We start from the raw sequence: 16,410 nt of genomic DNA on the forward strand, positions 1-16,410 counted from the left end.
ATGATTCTTTGATAAAAGATAATTGATGAATGCGGCATCCATCAATTATCTGTTTTTTATATTGCTTTAAATTTTGTCGTCAGAATATTCTCCTTTTAAGGCGTAATATCCGAAAACAGCCATTCCACCTGAGATAATCGGCATCAGCACAAAGAGAATGATGATGCCAAAAACCAGGTCTTCCTGTTTTCCGGAAGTTATTTTCGGGATTCCTAGTACGGTAATTCCGAAATAGCCTACAATTACCGCTATTGCGATCCAGAGAATGCCTAATATTTTTTTTAGTCCGTTCATTTTAGTAGTTTTAAAATTAATAAAAATTTGAGTGATTCAGTACTTAATCGTGAAGATTATTGTTCTTATTTTTAAGATAAAACAATCCGATGATGAGACATACTGTAGCCACTCCGATCGGATACCATAATCCTTCAAGATACCATGTTGCATGTCCTGCTTCTTTTCCGGTGGTTACAAGATAAGTTGCCACGGCCGGAAGAAGCCCTCCGAATACTCCGTTTCCGATATGATAAGGTAGTGACATTGAGGTATATCGGATTCTTACAGGGAACATTTCAACAAGGAATGCCGCGATAGGTCCGTATACCATGGTTACAAAGATCACCTGGATGAATACAAGGAAGACCAGGTACCATTTGGTGTTGTCACTTAATTTTAAGCTTTGGGAAACTTTAGGCTCTTCGGCTTTTCCGTCTTTCATAACAACCCCTGAAGGTGACCAGTGAACGATACTGTCTTTTTTGATCAGGGTTCCATCTGTATAAAGTGTTTCTTTGTGGAAAGTAACCAGACTGTCTGTTGCAATATCATTGTGGATTTTTGCTGTTCTTTTTTCAGTAATTCCATTAGCGGCAACAGTTTTATTTTCAAGGCTCACACTTTTGAACATACTGTCATAAATAGGCCTGTATGCTAAAATGGCAACCAGCATTCCGGTCATCATCACTGCCTTTCTTCCGATTTTATCAGACAGCCATCCGAAAAACACAAAGAAAGGTGTTCCTAAGAATAAAGCGGTGGCCATTAATGAATCTACCTGTGCAGATTCTACATTCATTACTTTCTGAAGGAAGCTCATTGTGTAGAATTGCCCTGTGTACCAGATTACCCCTTGCCCCATCGCAGCTCCGAATAAAGCCAACAGTACAAACTTGAAGTTGTATTTGTTTCCGAAACTTTCCTTTAAGGGGTTTTTAGACGTTTTTCCCTCGCTTTTAGCTTTCGCAAAAAGGGGAGATTCTTTCATATTCTTTCTGATGATGTAAGATACGGCAACCATCAGAATGGAAATCCAGAAAGGCACCCTCCATCCCCAGGTGTCAAATTCTTCTGCAGAAAGAGTGGTTTTGGTAATTAAAATAACGATCAGTGAAATGAAAAGCCCGGCTGTTGCAGTAGTCTGGATCCATGATGTCCAGTAGCCTCTTCGGTGAGGTTGAGCGTATTCTGCAACGTAAGTAGCAGCACCTCCGTATTCACCTCCAAGAGCAAGCCCCTGAAGCAATCTTAAAATTAAAACTAAGACCGGTGCCAGAAACCCAATGGTTTCATAGCTTGGAATACAACCGATCAGGAAAGTGGAAAACCCCATGATCAGCAGTGTCACAAGAAAAGTATATTTTCTTCCGATGAGATCTCCCAGTCTTCCGAAAAATAAGGCCCCGAAAGGTCTTACAACAAATCCGGCTGCAAAAGTTGCCAGGGTAGATAAGAATGCTGCTGTGGGATTGTCTGCAGGGAAAAATTTAGTAGCCAGAACAACGGCCAGACTTCCGAAGATGTAAAAGTCGTACCATTCTATCAATGTCCCGAGAGAAGAGGCTGTGATTACGCTCCATATGGTGCGGTTTTTCTGCCTGTCGGTCATATTTTCGTAGCTTTCGTGATGATTTTCGCTCATATTGATTAGTTTTTGATGTTAGTGGAATAGGATTATTAATTTGAATTTTTGAACCATTAAGGGTTTTAAGGCGTTAAGAATAATTAAGATTATATCTAAGTTATTTTATTCAGCGGTATTCTTTTTATCCATCTTTGATGGAACTTATCTTAAATTCTTTACTATTCTTAATGGTTCAAATTTTAAAGGTAGATTTGAAACTGCACAATAAATTCCCCTTTTGAAGATGGGCTTTCCGTAGGACTTGTGTAAACCGGTCTTGTTGAATATTGTGTTGTTATTTTCGCATGATGTCCGTCTATAAACCAATTGGCTCCGACATCAAACTGAGAGGATGATTTATCAAAGGCCTCAAAATTTTTGTGGGTATAAGCTGCAAAAGGCTGTATTCTGATCTTTGGCTTTTCTGCCTGACTTGGTAAGAGTAAACCTGCCTGTGCGTAGATAATATTATCTGTTCCAATTGTCGATTGCAGATTCCCGGGTCCTGCGATGGCTTTATTCCCGATAAAATTAGGGTCAGATGCTGCAATATTCATCGTTCCCAGATTTCTTACATAGTTAGGACCGAAATTGTAGTTATAATATCCTGCATATGCAGATACAGCCATTTTATTTTTTGCTTCTCCCAAAGGAATATCCGCGAAGGCATCTACTGCAAAAAGCGTTATATCGTGTTTTTCAATATTGGAATTGACGGAAGTTCTCGTACCGTCTGCCTGATGATAGAAACCTGCTCCTACATTGAAGACTTTCTTCGTTCCCAGATAAGATCCCACTTTGTATGGAAGTGTATTAGACTCCTCATCAAGGAACTGATACTCCACATATCCTGCCTTTGAAAAACTGGGATTTCCATTATTGTCAACGGCCACTGCTTTTGAAGGATCTGTTACATTCACAGGAACGAGATCCGTAGCAAATGGTTTATTTAAGCTGAAGCGGTATTCAAGTTTTCCGTATTTTCCTTTGGCAAACATTCCCAGTTGTCTTGCAAACTGATCGGAATTATCAATTAACGGCCATGAAAAAACGGGGGAGTCCAATGTAAGGAAATTAAGGGTAGAAGCCATGGTCATACGGGAAAGTCCCATGTAGTAATGAAGCCCTGCTCCCAAAGATAAACTGAATTTTCCTGCTTCTCCAGGTAAAATAACTGCATATTCATTCCAGGCATCATGGAAAAACAACTGGGTTTTCTTTCCGTTTCCGTAACCTCCTGTCCCGGAAGTGCCTGTAGCTCCGCCATTGATAAAGGTCTGGTTATTGATTCCAAAGTGAAGGAGAATCATGTATCTTTTAGAGATCTGTGCGTAAGTAAGAGCACGTAATCGTCTGTTTCCTATGCTCCAGGAATTGTCTGTAGGCTCACCGCCTACCATACTTCCCGGGTTCATTGAAGTGTTTCTTAACCAAAGCTGGTCCCATAAAATAAATCTGACAAATTTATCACCATCAGGATTAAGGTTGATTTTTAAGCCGCTGCCATAATCAGGAGAACCTTGTGAGTATAGAGAACTGCTGATTAAGGCTACTCCAATAAATGTAAGTAATTTCTTCATAAATTATCAATTTTTGGCGTTGTTTTTTGTGAATGCCAAATTGTAATTAATAATTTATTTATGAAAATTTAATATATATTATTGGTAATGGTATAGTTATAGTTGGCGTTATGTTATAAGTTTCGGGTTTCGTGATCCGGGTTTTAATTTAAACAGTTTGTAAGTAGTTGATATTTAATATTGTATTAAATCATAGACTTGATATTTCTCACCGTAACCCGTAACCCGTAACCCGAATCTCGCATCCCGCTCTACTTCTTAAATCTTTCCCACTTGATCAGCATATACTTATCCGCAAATTGGGTGATGATAATCCCGGAATTTTTAATGTTTTCTTCCTGAGCAATATACTCAATCAGCTCATTCTGTTTTAATATTTTATATACAGGATGGAATTCGGAGTGTGGAGGTCTGGTAATGTTGTATTTTTTAATCCATGAACTTATGGTAACATGAGAAACTCCGATGATTCTTTCAATTTCACGGTAACTTAACCCTTCCAAATAAAGCTGAAGGGCCTTGGTGACGTAGTAATCATCAATTTGTTTCCCCAGTTTTTTAACGGTAAAATAATAATTGCAGTCTTTGCAGTGAAAGCGTTGTTTGTCATTGATAATGCCGCTTTTTACCACTTTGGTACTCTTGCATTTGGGACAGGCATTTTCCATAGCTATATTATTTTAGCAAATATATAATAAATTAGCAAATGTATAATTTTGTTTAAAGATAATTTTACCTGTTTAAAGTTTTAAAACAAAAAAAAATATCTTTTTTATTTGGATATAAAAGAAATTATATTTTAAATTTGCCAAAAAATTTAGATAAATAAATGGAAATAGAAATTTCCTCATGCGAACATCTAGTGTATGTGAGTGAAATACAGCAGGAAATGTATGATTCTGCACAGCGTAGAGGAACGGGAATCGCAAAACGTTCCATAGAATATTTGAGCAAGAAGATTTCAGAGGGCAATGCTGTGGTAGCCACTGAAAACGGTGAGTGGGTAGGTTTCTGTTATATAGAGACCTGGTCACATGGGAAGTTTGTGGCCAATTCGGGACTGATTGTGTCGCCGAAATTCAGGAACGGAGGAGTAGCGACTCAGATTAAGCAGAAAGTTTTCCAGTTATCTAGAGATAAATATCCCGATGCGAAAGTATTCGGTTTAACAACAGGTTTGGCAGTAATGAAAATCAATAGTGATTTAGGATATAAGCCGGTGATCTATTCGGAACTGACTCAGGATGAGGAATTCTGGAACGGCTGTAAAAACTGTGTGAACTATGAAATCTTAATGATGAAGGAACGTAAAAACTGTTTATGTACAGCAATGTTGTTTGTTCCTGACAATATAAAAAAAGATGAGGCGGTAAATGACCGCCCGGAAAATAAATATAATGAAATGAACCCGGCAGATTTAAAATATTCTGTACAGGATACTGTTGGGGAATACAATGCGGCAATTAATAAAAATAAAAAAAATCCAGATGAAAAAGAAAGTCATCTTAGCGTTTAGCGGAGGTTTGGATACTTCCTACTGTGCTAAATATCTTAGTGAAACACTGGGATATGATGTGTATGCAGTCACTGTAAATACCGGAGGTTTTTCGAAAGAAGAAGAAAAAGAACTGGAAAGAAAAGCTTTAAACCTTGGGGTAAAAGAATACAGGTGTGTAGACGCTCAGGAAGACTATTACAATTCATGTGTGAAATATCTGATTTTCGGGAATGTACTGAAAAATAATACCTATCCACTTTCTGTAAGCGCTGAGCGTACGATTCAGGCGCAGGAAATTGCAAAATATGCCATTGAAATACAGGCAGATGCTATTGCTCACGGCAGTACAGGAGCTGGAAATGACCAGGTTCGTTTTGATCTGATCTTCCAGGTAATGTGTCCGAATATTGAAATTATTACGCCTATCCGTGATATGGCTTTATCCCGTGAAGAAGAGATTGAGTTTTTAAAGGAACATGGCTATAAAATGGAATTTCAGAAAGCGCAATATTCTGTCAATAAAGGACTTTGGGGAACTTCTGTGGGCGGTAAAGAAACTTTAACTTCAAGAAATTACCTGCCGGAAGAAGCTTTCCCGTCTCAGATCAAAGTAACCCAGCCTTCAGAACTGGAGATCGAGTTTAAAAAAGGTGAAGTAGTAGGAGTAAATGGAGAAAGTTTTGAACATTCTGTATATGCCATTCAAAAAATAGAAGAACTTGCTTCAGCATATGGAATCGGCCGTGATATTCACGTAGGCGATACGATTGTCGGGATTAAAGGACGGGTAGGATTTGAAGCGGCGGCAGCATCGGTGATTATCAAAGCACATCATTTATTAGAAAAACATACCCTTTCAAAATATCAGCAAATGATGAAGTCACAGTTATCCGACTGGTATGGAAACTGGCTTCATGAAGCGCTTTTCTTAGATCCTGTGATGAGAAATATTGAGTCTTTCCTGACTGACTCTCAGAAAACAGTGAGCGGAAAAGTATTTGTAACGCTTTATCCCTACAGATTTATTCTCAATGGAATTGAATCTGACCATGACCTGATGTCCGACAAATTCGGAAGCTATGGCGAAGCCAACAGAGCATGGACAGGGGAAGATGTAAAAGGATATACTAAGATTGTCAGCAATTCTTTAAATATATACCACCAGATTAACCAGAATATCAACTAGTTCCGAAGGGACAATTTAATGAAAGGCAGAACAATATTCTGTCAGAATCAAAATGAAGAAAACAGTAGGAATCATTGGTGCCAACGGTTATACAGGAAGTGAGCTGATACGCTTACTCGCTTTTCATCCCTATGTGACATTGAGTTTTTTATATAGTCGTTCGAATTCGGGAACAAAAATTTCAGATCTGTACCCGGATTTAACGACGGTTTGTGAAATGGTTTTGACGGATAAACCTGAAGAAGTGGATATTCTTTTTCTGTGCCTTCCTCATAAAGAAAGTCAAAACTGGTTAACTCAGAATCCTGTTAAAGAGGAAACACTGGTAATTGATCTTGGAAATGATTTCCGTTTAGAAGGAAATTTCGGAAACAGAAATTTTATCTACGGATTACCGGAAATCAATAAAGAACAACTGGCAGGTGCCAAAAGCATTGCCAACCCGGGATGTTTTGCAACAGCAATTCAATTGGCCTTATTGCCATTGGCAGAAAAAGGAATGTTAAATGAAGTTTTTACCACAGGGATTACAGGTTCTACAGGAGCCGGACAGTCCTTGCAGGCTACAACTCATTTTACCTGGAGAAACGATAATGTATCAGCGTACAAAACATTAACTCATCAGCATGTAGGTGAGATTTTGAAGCAGCTGATTTCATTCAATAATAAAGAAGTAAACCTGAATTTTGTTCCTTGGAGAGGAGATTTTGCAAGAGGAATTTTTACAAGTTCCACCATGAAGACGGACCTGGAGCTGGAGGAAATAGAACAATTGTATCAGGATTTTTATGCGGAGGAGCCTTTCGTTACTGTAAGCAGGAAGGCAGTTGATTTAAAGCAGGTTGTCAATACAAATCGCTGTGTGATTCAGATCGAAAAGAGTGGAAATGTTGTCGTTGTTCACTCAGCGATTGACAATTTGTTAAAAGGTGCATCGGGACAGGCGGTCCAGAATATGAATCTGGCCATGAACTGGGAAGAAAATGCAGGATTGAATTTGAAGCCGATAGCATTCTAAGGTACAAGTAAAATGTACGGGAACGCAAAATCTCGAATCCCGTATCATTAAACATTTATCAATTATCATTTATAAAAAGACATGAATTTATTCAACGTATATCCATTATTCAACATCAATCCGGTGAAAGCTCAGGGATCTTTTCTTTGGGATGACAAAGGAGAAAAATATCTTGATTTTTACGGAGGTCATGCTGTGATTTCTATCGGCCACAACCATCCGTATTATCAGAATAAGCTTAAAGATCAGCTGGAAAAAATATCTTTTTATTCCAACTCTGTTCAGAATGAATTGCAGACTGAACTGGCAGAAAAACTAGGAAAGCTTTCTGGGTATGAAGATTATAACCTTTTTTTATGTAATTCGGGAGCTGAAGCCAATGAAAACGCTTTGAAACTGGCTTCATTTCATAATGGAAAAAGCAAGGTGCTGTATTTTTCAGGTTCATTCCATGGGAGAACTTCTGCAGCAGTTTCGGTAACCGATAATCCGAAAATTGTTGCTCCGGTTAACTTTTCAGAAAGATTTATTAAATCAGAATGGAATGATGTACAGCAGCTTGAAGAGACTTTTGAGAAGTTTGGAAATGAAATCTCTTCTGTGATCATCGAAGGAATTCAGGGAGTAGGAGGTATTATGATTCCAACACCGGAATTTTTATCTAAAATCAAAGAACTGTGCGAAAAATATGATGCTGTTCTTATTTTGGATGAAGTGCAGTCAGGATACGGAAGAAGTGGATATTTCTTTGCACATCAGGAGTTCGGAGTTGAGGCAGATATCATTACTACGGCAAAAGGGATGGGGAACGGATTTCCTGTGGGCGGAGTTTTGATCCATCCAAAATTCCAGGCGAGCAACGGTTTGCTCGGAACTACATTTGGAGGAAATCACCTTGCCTGTGCTGCTTCCATTGCTGTGCTGGATGTGATGAAAGATGAAAATCTTATCAAAAATGCTCAGGAAATGGGTGAGTATATTGAAAATGAAATTAAAGATTTACCACATATTAAGTCCATCCGAAGGAAAGGATTGATGATCGGAATAGAACTCGACAGGGACTGTTCAGAAGTAAGGAAAGAGCTCCTTTTTGATCATCATATTTTCACCGGAAACTCGAATGATAAAACAGTGTTGAGGATTCTTCCTGCACTCAATATCAAAAAAGAGGAAACGGATCTTTTCATCAATGCTTTGAAAACGGTATTGGAAAGCATCGAAAATTAAAAAGATTAAGAGGGTACAGTGCAAAATGAGAAGGAAAATAAAATTTTAATGCAGTATTTTCATTCCGTAGGAATCTAAACCGAGTAACTGGCTTTCAAAATCTTTTAACCACAAGAGTCATAAAAGAGTTAAGTATTTAAATGATATTAAGAAACTACTAAACGCTTAAGGAGTACACTTAAGTTTTCGAAAATCTTTGATTTTCTTCTTTAATATACAGTTTCATTTTAAACTTACTTAAGTCTTCTAAAGTGTTTTAAATAAAACTTTTGTGTCTTTTGTGGTTAAATTAACAATTAATAGGTAGTAACCTTTAAAATCAATTCAAAATGAAAAAATTTACCTCTGTAAGTGATGTGGAAAACTTACAGGAAATCATAAAAAAAGCTTTACAGATAAAAGAAGATCCCCTTACTGAAACAGAAAAAGGAAAGGGAAAAACAATAGGACTTGTATTTTTAAATTCAAGTTTGAGAACCCGTCTGAGCAGTCAGATTGCCGCTCAGAATCTGGGATTAAATGTATTGACGTTAAATGCGGCGCAGGAAGCCTGGAATCTTGAATTTGCTGACGGTGCCGTCATGAATGGTGATACTGTAGAGCATATCAAAGATGCCATTGAAGTGTTGAATCAATATTGCGATATCATTGCGGTACGTTGCTTTGCAGGAATGAAGAGCAAGGAAGATGATGTGAATGAAAGCATCTTAAGCCAGTTTGAAAAGCATGCAAAAGTGCCTGTCGTTTCATTGGAATCTGCAACTCGTCATCCGCTGCAAAGTCTGGCTGACTGTATCACGATTACAGAAAACTGGAAAAAAGATCACAAGCCGAAAGTGGTATTGACATGGGCGCCACATATTAAACCTATTGCGCACGCTGTTGGAAACTCTTTCGCCGAGTGGATGCAGGAAATGGATGTTGAGTTGGTCATTGCCAATCCCGAAGGGTATGATTTAGATAAAAACTTTACAAAAGATGTAAAAGTAGTCCATGATCAGGATGAAGCTTTGAAAAACGCAGATTTTATCTATGTGAAGAACTGGTCTTCTTTTGATGACTATGCTGCAATGCCTGAAGTGAAAGGTGACTGGATGCTTACCAATGAGAAACTAGCCGGTACCAATAATGCAAAAGTAATGCACTGCCTTCCGGTTCGCCGTAATGTGGAGCTGAGTGATGAGGTAATGGATGGAGAACATTCGATCATTTATCAGCAGGCTAAAAACCGTATTTTCTCTGCACAGGCAGTGTTCAGTGAAATTTTAAATGATATTAATAAGTAGTAATACACCCGATAATTTTAATATTTAATCCTTTCTAATGAAACAGAAAATATACATCATAAAAATAGGCGGAGCACTCATTGATGATGAACAATTGCTGGATCAGTTTTTAGAACAGTTTTCCGAAATTAATGAAAAGAAAATTCTTGTTCATGGTGGTGGAAAGCTGGCTACAACGTTGGCTGATAAACTGGGCATAGAACAGAAAATGATCAACGGAAGGAGGATTACGGATAAAGAAACATTGGATATTGTCACGATGGTATATGCAGGAGGGATCAATAAGAACATTGTTGAAAAGCTGCAGCAGAAAAAATGCAATGCCATAGGATTTTCCGGAGCAGACGGAAATCTGATCAAAGCTAAGAAAAGAGAACATCCTGAAATAGACTTTGGATTTGTGGGGGATATTACCAAGAAAAGTGTGAACAGGAAGCTGGTTTCAAAATTAATCAAGCTGGATCTTGTTCCTGTATTTTCTGCAATTACCCATGACAGAAAAGGAAATCTTTTCAATACCAATGCAGATACCATTGCTTCTGTGATCGCACAGGCGCTTTCTGAGAAATATGAAGTTGAACTGTTGTATTGTTTTGATAAAGAAGGAGTGCTGGAGGATGTAAACGACCCGGAATCTGTGATCAAAAGTGTAAATGAGGAAGAATTCACTGTATTAAAAGAAAAAGGGAAACTTCATAAAGGGATTTTACCCAAACTTGAAAATGCTCTCGGGGCGATAAAGAATAATGTAAATAAAGTGTTTCTGATCAAAGAAACAGAACTGAAAAACCATATAGAAAATCATCATGCAGGAACTGAAATCTGTTTATAATAAAGAAGAACTGTTGAATAATGCGGTCGGATTGCTTAAGAATTTGATTGAAATTCCTTCATTCAGTAAAGATGAATTCAATACATCCGTAGAAATCGAGAATTTTTTCAAAAAGCACCAGATTCCTACCAAGCGTTTTAAAAACAATATCTGGGCGGTGAACAAGCATTTTGATGTATTTAAGCCTTCCGTTTTACTGAATACCCATCATGATACGGTAAAGCCTAACAAAGCTTACACCCTTGATCCGTTCGTACCCATTGAAAAAGAAGGTAAACTGTTCGGTTTGGGAAGCAATGATGCCGGAGCTTCCCTGGTTGCTATGGCACAGGTTTTTTTACATTTTTATGATAAAGAAGATTTAAAATATAATTTAGTTATTGCTTTGACGGCAGAGGAGGAGATTTCAGGATTTGATGGAATCGAGGCCTTATTTCCGCAGCTACCCAATGTAGAACTCGCCATTGTAGGAGAACCCACGCAGATGAACCTGGCGATTGCAGAAAAAGGACTTCTTGTGATTGATGGAGAAATGAAAGGTACTCCTTCTCACGCCGCTCATCCTAATGATGATAACTCAATTATAAAATGTATGGATGATCTGCAGAATATTCTTGCCTTTAAATTTCCAAAGGTTTCGGAATATCTGGGTGAAGTTAAAGTTACCTTATCAGGAATTCATGCAGGGGTACAGCATAATGTTGTTCCGGAATCATGCAATTTTACACTGGATGTGAGGGTAACGGATGAATATTCCAATCAGGAGGCTTTTGAAATTATCCAGTCCCAGATGAAATCTACACTGACTGCCAGATCTTTCAGGCTGAATTCCTCAAAGATCGAAATGGATCACCCGTTTGTAAAAGCAGGAATTGAAATCGGAAGGACTACTTACGGATCACCGACTTCCTCAGATCAGGCGATTATTCCATGTACATCAGTGAAAATAGGACCTGGAGACAGTAGGCGCTCCCACACGGCAGATGAGTTTATCTATATCCATGAAATAGAAGAAGGAATAGAAATCTACATCAGCATTTTAGAAAAAGTGTTATAAAAATGGAAGATGGGTGTAGGAAGAGGGAAGTTATTGCAGTATGTTATTAGCTTCCAGCCTCCAGCCTCAGGCTTCCAGCTCAATATATGTTTTGACTCCGTCCGGCAGGCGCTAGAAGTTTAGTTTTTAATAAGATTTATGCAAAAAGAAAATTAGAAATGAAGGCTTTACATAAGGAAATGTTTTTTTATAGTTAATAGTAATAAGGATTGCCTTGCCGGGCATGTCAAAACCAACAAATATTTAAATCAGATATTATCATGAAAAAAATATGGCAGAAGGATGACCTTGCCACCAATATATTAGTCAATAACTTTACAGTCGGTAAAGATCTTGACTTTGACGAACGTTTAGCCAAATATGATGTCAAAGGTTCTATGGCGCATTGCAAAATGCTGGCAGAAACCGGGATTATCACTCAGGAAGAATCAGAACAGATGCTATCTGTTTTAAACAGTATTTTATTTAAAATTGAAGAAGGTAGTTTTGAGATTGATAAAGATGCTGAGGATATCCATTCTCAGGTAGAAGCAATCCTCATTGAAGAATTAGGAGATGCAGGAAAGAAAATCCATACCGCAAGATCAAGAAATGATCAGGTTTTATTAGATATCAAATTGTATTTGCTGGATGAAATCCGTGAAATAACATCGCTTACAGATGAGTTTTTCCAGATTTTAATTCAACTGGCAGATCAGCATAAAAATGTGCTGCTTCCGGGTTATACCCATTTACAGATTGCGATGCCTTCATCATTCGGATTGTGGTTTGGGGCTTATGCAGAAGCACTTTTGGATGATGTGGAAATGTTGTTTTCGGTAAAGAATATCATTAATAAAAATCCATTGGGGTCAGCAGCTGGTTACGGTTCTTCATTCCCGGTTAATCGTGAAAGTACCACTTATAACCTTGGATTTCAGTCGATGAATTATAATTCGGTATACGCTCAGATGACCCGCGGGAAGTCAGAGAAAATGCTTGCTATGGCTATGGCTACTTTAGCAGGAACGCTTGGGAAGTTTGCTTACGACGTATGTCTGTACCTGAGCCAGAATTTCGACTTTATCAGTTTTCCAAAGGAATTTACTACAGGAAGCAGCATTATGCCTCACAAAAAGAACCCGGATATATTTGAGCTGGTCCGTGCGCGTTGCAACAGAATTCAGTCTCTTCCGAACGAACTGATTCTTTTAACAAGCAATCTGCCTTCAGGATATCACAGAGATGTACAGCTGACGAAAGAAATCCTTTTCCCTGCGATAGATTCTTTGAAAGAATGTCTGGAAATCTTAAGCTATACCTTACCGAATATCCAGGTAAAAGACGGAATTCTGGAGGATGAGAAATATAAATACCTTTTCAGTGTGGAAAAGATCAATGAAGAGGTGAAAAACGGAAGCTCATTCCGTGACGCGTATGTGAAAGTGGGACAGGAGATTGAAAACAATGAATTTGAATTTGAACCTGGTAATCTTGAACATACTCACCAGGGAAGTATCGGAAACCTTTGTCTGGACAAAATAGAATATCAGTTCAATAAACTGAAAAATAAATTATTGGGTTAGAGTCTAAACCATTAAGGTCATCAGAACTTAAGCAAAAATCAGTGGAATTTCTAAATTATTTTAGCCTGCTGTCTTTTCATTGTGGAAACCTTAATCTTAATAAATCTTATCTGCTTAAGTGACCTTAATGGTTTGATTTTATTCCGCTCTTTGAATTTGATGATTGATAAACTGAACCATTAAGGCAGATGAAGACTTTAAGGTAAGTTAAGAAAATCTGCGATTTTTTAGCAACATAGCTTCAAATCCGCAAGCGGATTCCTTAATTATTCTTCACCTCTTAAAAGTTCTTAATGGTTTAAAAAATGGAAGGATTATTCCAGATCAATTTTGAATTTGGTAGATTTTTTTACCTCGTGAAGTACGATAGAACTGTGGTACTGCCCGATATTGGGAATGTTTGAAATAACATTAACAGCGAATTCGTTATAAGAATTGATGTCCTTGGCAATAATCTTCAGCATATAGTCATACTCCCCGGAAAGGCTGATGATTTCCTGCACTTCATCATATTTCCCGATATGTTTCTCAAAAGTTTCCAATACTTTCTTGGATTGTTCCTTGAGACGGACATTACAGTAGACTACAATATTTAAACCCAGTTTTTCACGGTTTAAAAGCCCCACATACTTCTGAATGATCCCCTGTTTCTCCAGTTGTTTGATGCGCTCATACGTAGGAGTAAAGGTAAGACCTATCTTTTCGGAAATTTCCTTTACCGATAGTGTAGAATCTTCCTGAATAATACTGAGAATCATTTTGTCTTTTAAATCCATAGAATATATTTGAGTGATAACAAAAATATTAATTTTTAATGAGAATAAGGAAGGACGGAAGTTTTTAATTTATTTTGAACATAATTTTTGTAGGTTCATAAAATTGTTGTATCTTTGCACCTAATGAATAAAAAAGCATTTATATCATTAGATTTACCGGGCGAAAGCGCCCTTTACGATATTTATTGTTATTAAGCGAAGATAGTTGTCTTCGCTTTTTTTTATGCCAAAAAATAAGAATTATGTTTACGATTACAGAACTAAGCACCGAGAGAATCAACAGTATACTGACAGAAGCAATGGCTTTTGCAAACGGTAAAACTGCTAAAATTGAAGGAGAAGTTTTTTGCTCAAACCTTTTCTTCGAAGACAGCACAAGAACGAAAACAAGTTTTGACCTTGCAGAAAGAAAACTGGGACTTCAGGTAGTTCCCTTTGATGCATCACACAGTTCGGTAAACAAAGGAGAAAGTCTTTATGATACAGTAAAGACTATTGAAAGCATAGGAGTAAACCTTGTGGTGATCCGCGATAAAAAAGACAGATACTTCGAGGAGCTGAAAAATATTAATATTCCTGTAATCAACGGAGGAGACGGAACAGGAAACCACCCTTCACAATGTATGCTGGATCTGCTGACCATCTATCAGGAATTCGGGAAGTTTGAAGGACTGAAAGTGGGAATTGTAGGAGATGTAAAACACAGCCGCGTAGCCAACTCAAATGCAGAGGCGTTAAGAAGATTGGGCGCTAAAGTATACTTCTCAGGACCGGAACAGTGGTTTGACGAAGGAGCCCTGATCAACGGAACTTATATGTCAGTAGATGAACTGATTGGTGAAGTGGATGTTCTGATGCTGTTGAGAATACAACATGAAAGACATGATTCTGCAATGAGTTTCACCGCTTCGGAATACCATAAAAGGTACGGCCTGACTAAAGAAAGAGAGCATGCGATGAAAAAAGAAGCGATCATCATGCACCCGGCTCCAATTAACAGAGGTGTAGAAATTGACTCTGAACTTGTAGAATGCGAAAGATCAAGAGTCTTCAAGCAGATGCAAAACGGCGTATTCGCAAGAATGGCTATTCTGAAAGATGCGCTGGAAAGCAAAGGGTACACCTTTAAATAAGTAGGCAAGATAAAAGAGCCAGGATAAAAGTAAGAAGTTAAAAGGTAAAGAAACCCCATAAGGGCGACCTGTTAATGACATATAAATAAAATAATAAGAGATAAAAGTTTAAAATGAAGAAAAAATTAATACTGGAGTCCGGTGAAGTGTTTCATGGAGAAGGTTTCGGAGCAGAATTGGAAACTGCAGGGGAAGTAGTTTTCAATACCGGAATGACAGGATATCAGGAATTGATTTCTGACCCGTCGTATTGCGGTCAGATAGTTTGTATGACCTATCCGCTTATCGGGAATTATGGTATTAACCGTGATGATTATGAAAGTATTGAGCCGGCAATCAAAGGGCTTATCGTAAAAGAACTTTGCGATCTTCCTTCCAACTTCCGTACTCAGATTACTTTAGATGAATTATTTAAAAAGAAAAACCTTTCAGGAATTTCAGGAATCGACACCAGAAGACTGACCAGAGTTCTTCGTAACCACGGAGTAGTGAAAGGAAAAATTGTAAACGCTGATGCTGATGAAACTACTGTAGCTTCAGAGTTGAAATCAACAGTTTTCCCAACCAATCAGGTAGAGGAAGTTTCTACAAAAACACCTTATGCCAACCCTAACAGAGGTTTCAAGGTTGTATTGGTAGATTTCGGTGCCAAACTGGGAATTATCAGAGAATTATCCCAAAGAAACTGTGACATTATTGTGGTTTCTCAGGATACTACAGCAGAAGAAATCCTGTTGATGAACCCGGACGGAATCATGCTGTCAAACGGTCCTGGTGACCCTGAAGATGTACCGCACGCTTTAGATATGATCAGAGGATTATTAGGAAAAGTTCCGATCTTCGGAATCTGTTTAGGCCACCAGTTAATTGGTCTTGCCTGCGGAGCGAAAACGTTCAAGCTGAAATTCGGACACAGAGGAGGAAACCACCCGGTGTTAGACCTTGAGAAAAATACAGTAGCCATTACTTCTCAGAACCACGGATATGCTGTAGATCAGGAAAGTTTAAAAGGAACAGATCTTATCGAAACGCACATCGCACTGAATGACAGAACAAACGAAGGTTTAAAACACAAAATCCACCCTTGTTTCTCAGTTCAGTATCACCCTGAAGCGAGCCCGGGCCCGGAAGATGCAAACTACCTGTTTGATGAGTTCATTCAGATGATGGAAGACTTTAAGAAATAAGACGGCTTTTTGTCATTCAGAATGAAGCAATAGCGGAGTGAAGAACCTCAACAGCAAAACAAGATTCCTCGTAATGACAAAATACAAAGAGCTTAACCTGTCATTCTGAATGAAGCAGCAGCGTAATGAAGAATCTCAACTATAGTGAGTTAGATTCTACGGAAT

15 protein-coding genes are annotated in these 16,410 nt (G+C 38.1%); 10 read left to right on the forward strand and 5 right to left on the reverse strand.

What is annotated here, in order from left to right; translation table 11 throughout:
- Nucleotides 1–66 precede the first annotated feature (66 nt).
- The 4 genes from ACE3RB_RS13830 to ACE3RB_RS13845 form a co-directional block, all read right to left on the reverse strand.
- Nucleotides 67–294, reverse strand: coding sequence for a DUF6814 family protein (locus ACE3RB_RS13830; protein WP_062670707.1), 228 nt, complete (start codon nt 292–294; stop codon nt 67–69).
- Nucleotides 295–337: 43 nt separating this feature from the next.
- A complete protein-coding gene (locus tag ACE3RB_RS13835) occupies nt 338–1,918 on the reverse strand; it encodes an MFS transporter (protein WP_374464744.1) in 1,581 nt (526 codons plus the stop codon).
- A 182-nt stretch (nt 1,919–2,100) separates the two neighbouring features.
- Nucleotides 2,101–3,480 (reverse strand): porin, encoded by a 1,380-nt coding sequence (locus ACE3RB_RS13840; protein WP_374464745.1) that lies wholly within the window; start codon nt 3,478–3,480, stop codon nt 2,101–2,103.
- A gap of 251 nt (nt 3,481–3,731) precedes the next feature.
- On the reverse strand, nt 3,732–4,148 hold the full coding sequence (locus tag ACE3RB_RS13845; RefSeq protein WP_374464746.1) for a helix-turn-helix domain-containing protein: 417 nt from the start codon (nt 4,146–4,148) through the stop codon (nt 3,732–3,734).
- Nucleotides 4,149–4,309: 161 nt separating this feature from the next.
- Here ACE3RB_RS13845 and ACE3RB_RS13850 point away from each other — a divergent pair, with 161 nt between their 5' ends.
- The 8 genes from ACE3RB_RS13850 to argH all read left to right on the forward strand — a co-directional run bounded on the left by ACE3RB_RS13850 (nt 4,310) and on the right by argH (nt 13,149).
- Entirely contained in the window at nt 4,310–4,996 is a 687-nt protein-coding gene (locus ACE3RB_RS13850) for a GNAT family N-acetyltransferase (protein WP_374464747.1), read from the forward strand.
- Nucleotides 4,968–6,164: an argininosuccinate synthase gene (locus ACE3RB_RS13855; protein WP_374464748.1), complete on the forward strand. Its 1,197-nt coding sequence runs from the start codon at nt 4,968–4,970 to the stop codon at nt 6,162–6,164. Before ACE3RB_RS13850 ends, ACE3RB_RS13855 begins: the two co-directional genes overlap by 29 nt.
- A 52-nt stretch (nt 6,165–6,216) precedes the next feature.
- Nucleotides 6,217–7,182, forward strand: a complete 966-nt coding sequence (gene argC / locus ACE3RB_RS13860; protein WP_374464749.1) for an N-acetyl-gamma-glutamyl-phosphate reductase — start codon at nt 6,217–6,219, stop codon at nt 7,180–7,182.
- A gap of 81 nt (nt 7,183–7,263) precedes the next feature.
- Nucleotides 7,264–8,409, forward strand: a complete 1,146-nt coding sequence (locus ACE3RB_RS13865; protein WP_374464750.1) for an aspartate aminotransferase family protein — start codon at nt 7,264–7,266, stop codon at nt 8,407–8,409.
- Nucleotides 8,410–8,738: 329 nt separating this feature from the next.
- Complete coding sequence (locus ACE3RB_RS13870) at nt 8,739–9,695, forward strand: N-acetylornithine carbamoyltransferase (RefSeq protein WP_374464751.1); 957 nt, start codon at nt 8,739–8,741, stop codon at nt 9,693–9,695.
- Between the two features lie 37 nt (nt 9,696–9,732).
- Nucleotides 9,733–10,527: an acetylglutamate kinase gene (gene argB / locus ACE3RB_RS13875; protein WP_374464752.1), complete on the forward strand. Its 795-nt coding sequence runs from the start codon at nt 9,733–9,735 to the stop codon at nt 10,525–10,527.
- On the forward strand, nt 10,502–11,584 hold the full coding sequence (locus ACE3RB_RS13880) for a M20 family metallo-hydrolase (protein ID WP_374464753.1): 1,083 nt from the start codon (nt 10,502–10,504) through the stop codon (nt 11,582–11,584). The genes argB and ACE3RB_RS13880 overlap by 26 nt, the downstream gene beginning before the upstream one ends.
- Before the next feature lie 260 nt (nt 11,585–11,844).
- Entirely contained in the window at nt 11,845–13,149 is a 1,305-nt protein-coding gene (gene argH, locus ACE3RB_RS13885) for an argininosuccinate lyase (RefSeq protein WP_374464754.1), read from the forward strand.
- 314 nt (nt 13,150–13,463) lie between these two features.
- On the opposite strand, the gene ACE3RB_RS13890 is transcribed toward argH, so the two are convergent.
- Nucleotides 13,464–13,925: an Lrp/AsnC family transcriptional regulator gene (locus ACE3RB_RS13890; RefSeq protein WP_045495405.1), complete on the reverse strand. Its 462-nt coding sequence runs from the start codon at nt 13,923–13,925 to the stop codon at nt 13,464–13,466.
- A gap of 242 nt (nt 13,926–14,167) precedes the next feature.
- On the opposite strand from ACE3RB_RS13890, the gene ACE3RB_RS13895 reads away from it, so the two are divergent.
- Both ACE3RB_RS13895 and ACE3RB_RS13900 read left to right on the forward strand, forming a co-directional pair.
- Nucleotides 14,168–15,058, forward strand: a complete 891-nt coding sequence (locus ACE3RB_RS13895; RefSeq protein WP_374464755.1) for an aspartate carbamoyltransferase catalytic subunit — start codon at nt 14,168–14,170, stop codon at nt 15,056–15,058.
- A 113-nt stretch (nt 15,059–15,171) separates the two neighbouring features.
- Nucleotides 15,172–16,245, forward strand: coding sequence for a carbamoyl phosphate synthase small subunit (locus tag ACE3RB_RS13900; RefSeq protein ID WP_374464756.1), 1,074 nt, complete (start codon nt 15,172–15,174; stop codon nt 16,243–16,245).
- Nucleotides 16,246–16,410: the final 165 nt, after the last annotated feature.

This window comes from Chryseobacterium sp., from assembly GCF_041914225.1.
Classification (GTDB): domain Bacteria; phylum Bacteroidota; class Bacteroidia; order Flavobacteriales; family Weeksellaceae; genus Chryseobacterium.